The sequence below is a fragment of the Pseudomonas sp. FW305-70 genome (assembly GCF_058783925.1).
Genome location: NZ_JBYSYZ010000084.1, coordinates 1 through 3,328, shown reverse-complemented (window position 1 = coordinate 3,328; position 3,328 = coordinate 1). Strand labels below are relative to the sequence as shown.

The following is a 3,328-nucleotide window of genomic DNA, read 5'->3' as shown; positions in this document are numbered from 1 at the left end:
CAACCCCCCAGCCCCAACAAACCCCAACACGCTGGCCATCCGAATGTTGTTTTCCCAGCGGTACAAAATGTACGCCAGCAGCTGCGGAAACAGGTTGGGCAAGGTGCCGTAACAGAAAGCCCAGACCACATTACCGCCCTGCAAACGAATGGCTTCGGCCGGTTGTGGCGGGGTGTTTTCCAGTGCTTCGGCGAACAAGCGGCCGAGTACCCCGGTGGTGTGCATGGCCAGTGCCAGGGTGCCGGCGTTCGGGCCGAGGCCGGCGGCCAGTACCATCAGCGCGGCCCACACCAGTTCGGGAATGGCGCGCAGGCCATTGAGTACAAGTCGCGACGCGCTCTGCAACAGCCAGCCGAAACGCCCGGCCGCCGGCAGCGCCAGCAGCAGGCCGAACACCGCCGCGAGCAGGGTGCCGAGGGCGGACATGGCCATGGTTTCCACGGCGCCACGGCCGATGGCTTGCAGGTGGCCGGGGCTCAGGTCCGGGCTGAGAAAGCGCAGTACGTAGGCGCCCATCTGCTTCAGGTTGCCGCTGCCTGTCAGTTCGCCGAGGTCGATGCCCAGATAGCGGAACGAGGCGACGACCGCGGCGCCGATGCAGAGGATCAGCAGCAGGTTGATCAGGCGATTCATGCGAACCTCCAGCGCAGCAGGCGGCTGATCTGGTCGGCGAACAGCACCAGGACGAAGAAGGTCAGCAGCATGCTCGCCACTTCACCGCCGGCGAACATGCGCAGCGACAGGTCGATCTGCTGGCCCAGCCCGCCAGCGCCGACGAAGCCCATCACCACGGACGCGCGGATCGCGCATTCCCAGCGGTACACGGTGTACGACAGCAGTTCCGCCGCGACATTGGGCAGGATGCCGTAGCAGAACGCCGCCAACCGGCCACTGCCGGCTTGCAGCAGTGAGTGGGCGGGGCGCTGGTCGACTGACTCGAAGATTTCCGCGTAGACCTTGCCCAGCATGCCGCTGTAGGTGATGGCGATGGCCAGCACCCCGGCGGTCGGGCCAAGGCCGACGGCGCGCACGAACAGCAGGGCCCAGACGATTTCCGGCACGCTGCGCAGGAAGATCAGCAACCCGCGCACCGGCCAGCGCAACAACCGGCCCAGGGCGCTCGGGCGACCGCTGCGCGAAGCCGCCGACAGTGACAGGGCGCGGCTGGCGAGCAGGCTGGCGGGCACGGCCAGCAGCAAGGCCAGGGCCATGCCGGCGGTGGCGATGGCCAGGGTTTGCAAGGTGGCTTGCCACAGCAGCTGGAGGAACTCTTCGCCATGGGCCGGTGGCCAGAAGGCCGAAACGAAACGGCCCATTTCACTCTGGCTGTCGGCCTTGAGCAGCACACCCAGGTCCAGTTCGCTGAAGTGGAGGCCGGGCCACAGCAGGGCCAGCGCCAGCAGACTGAGCAGCAGGCGGGGCAGGGTGGCCGGGTCTCGTGTATCGCGCGTCAGCATCGGGGAATCTGCAGGCTCAAGGGCGCCACCGGAGCGGGCGGGGATTGCAGTTGCTCGTTGGCGTAGAGCCGGTCGAGCAAGTCGTGGTCGATGTCGGCAGCGGGAAGATCGAAGAGGATCTGGCCGTCGCGCAAACCGATGATGCGCGAGAAGTTGCTCAGCGCCAGCTCCACCGCATGCAGGCTGGCGACCAGGGTCACCTTGTGTTCCCGGGCATGGCGGCAGAGGATCGACAGGGTGTGCCCGGCCAGCACCGGGTCCATCGCCGACACCGGCTCATCGGCCAGCAGCACGTCGGGGGCCTGGTACAGCACGCGGGCAATGCCCACGCGCTGCAGTTGGCCACCGGACAATTGCTGGCACTGGGCGAACAGCTTGTCGCCCAGGTCGAGTTTGACCAGGGCTGCGCGTGCGCCGGGCACATCCACCGGATGCAGCAGGCTCAGCAGGCTTTTGGCAAAACCCCACTGCCCCAGTTTGCCGGCCAGCACCGCCGTGACCACGCGCTGGCGCGGTGGCAGCGGCGGCGCCTGATGCACCAGGCCGATGCGCGCGCGCAGGCGCTGGCGCTGTCGGGCGCCGAGCTGCCAGGCGTGCTCGCCGAGCACTTCGACCGTGCCGCTGCCGGGGCGCAGGGCGGTGGCCAGCAGGTTCAGCAGGCTCGACTTGCCGGCACCGGACGGGCCGATGATCGCCACCTGCTCACCGGCGCTGATGTGCAGGTCGACCTCATGCAGCGCCCGCACGCCCGTGTCGTGGGTGAGGCTGACCCGGTTCAGATGCAAGGTCATTTCAGCAGGTCGGCAGCGCGCGCGGCTTCCTCGATGCCCTTGTAGTTCTCAGGCTTGGTTTCGATGAAGCGGCTGGCGGCCTGCAGGTCGAGGATCGCCTTTTGCTCCGGGTTGGCCGGGTCGAGCGTGAGGAAGGCGACCTTGATTTTCTCGGCCAGGGCCGGGTCGAGGGTGCCGCGCACGGTCCAGTTGTAGTCGAAGTAGGCCGGTGTGGTGGCGAAGACCTTGACCTTGTCGGTGTCGACCTTGCCGGCCTTGACCAGTTTTTCCCAGACGCTGGCGTTGAGTACGCCGGCATCCACTTTGCCGGCCTGAACCCAGGCGACCGTGGCGTCGTGGGCGCCGGAGTAACCGACGCGGCTGAAATAGGTTTCCGGCTTGATGCCGTCCTGCAGCATGAAATAACGCGGCATCAAGCTGCCGGACGTCGACGAGACCGAGCCGAAGGCGAACGATTTGCCCTTGAGGTCGGCCAGGGATTTGACCGCTGGGTCGGCGGTGATGAATTTGCTGGTGAACTGCGCATCCTGCTCACGCTGTACCAGGGGAATGGCATTGCCGGTTTTCAACCGCGCCTGCACGAAGGTGAAGCCGCCCAGCCAGGCCATGTCGATACGGTCGGTGGCCAGCGCCTCGACCACCGCCGGGTAGTCGGACACCGGCACGAACTCGACCTTCATGCCCAGTTGCTTCTCCAGGTATTCGCCCAGTGGCTTGAACTTGCGCAGCAATTCGGTGGGGGCTTCGTCGGGAATGGCGCTGACCTTGAGGGTCTCGGCAGCCTGTGCCAGCAGGGTGGAAAGGGACAGGGTCAGGCCGACGGCCAAGGCCAGGGTACGTTTGAGCATGGAAGTTCTCCGGTTCAATAGCGGAAAAATGTCGATGCGCCCCGCACAAGCTGATTGCTGCACGACGCTTCGTGAGGGTAGACGAAAACGGCGCGATTATAGGGGGTCTTGAGTGCTTGACCAGCCTTGCAGCAGGGATAAGGGCGAAAAAGAAACTGTAGGAGCGAGCTTGCTCGCGATGGTCGTAAACGATGCCGCGTGTTTACTGACTAAACGCAGCGCTCTTGGGTCC

The 3,328-nt window shown here is 65.8% G+C and carries 4 protein-coding genes; all 4 read right to left on the bottom strand.

The genetic code is table 11. The features are described 5' to 3' along the window. Positions 1–633: PhnE/PtxC family ABC transporter permease (locus AC3WN7_RS28540; protein ID WP_102675846.1), on the bottom strand; the 633-nt coding region annotated here is incomplete at its 3' end. Further along, positions 630–1,457, bottom strand: coding sequence for a PhnE/PtxC family ABC transporter permease (locus AC3WN7_RS28535; RefSeq protein WP_102675847.1), 828 nt, complete (start codon positions 1,455–1,457; stop codon positions 630–632). The genes AC3WN7_RS28535 and AC3WN7_RS28540, both read right to left, overlap by 4 nt. Further along, positions 1,451–2,248: a phosphonate ABC transporter ATP-binding protein gene (locus tag AC3WN7_RS28530; protein ID WP_102675848.1), complete on the bottom strand. Its 798-nt coding sequence runs from the start codon at positions 2,246–2,248 to the stop codon at positions 1,451–1,453. The genes AC3WN7_RS28535 and AC3WN7_RS28530 overlap by 7 nt, the downstream gene beginning before the upstream one ends. Beyond that, positions 2,245–3,096 carry a putative selenate ABC transporter substrate-binding protein gene (locus tag AC3WN7_RS28525; protein WP_102675849.1) on the bottom strand — a complete coding sequence of 284 codons (852 nt, stop codon included), beginning with the start codon at positions 3,094–3,096 and terminating at the stop codon, positions 2,245–2,247. The genes AC3WN7_RS28530 and AC3WN7_RS28525 overlap by 4 nt, the downstream gene beginning before the upstream one ends. Between the last annotated feature and the right edge of the window lie 232 nt (positions 3,097–3,328).

Bases quoted from the DNA above. Each gene is read 5' to 3' on its own strand.
- AC3WN7_RS28535 (WP_102675847.1), bottom strand. From the start codon at position 1,457: ATGCTGACGCGCGATACACGAGACCCGGCCACCCTGCCCCGCCTGCTG.
- AC3WN7_RS28530 (WP_102675848.1), bottom strand. From the start codon at position 2,248: ATGACCTTGCATCTGAACCGGGTCAGCCTCACCCACGACACGGGCGTG.
- AC3WN7_RS28525 (WP_102675849.1), bottom strand. From the start codon at position 3,096: ATGCTCAAACGTACCCTGGCCTTGGCCGTCGGCCTGACCCTGTCCCTT.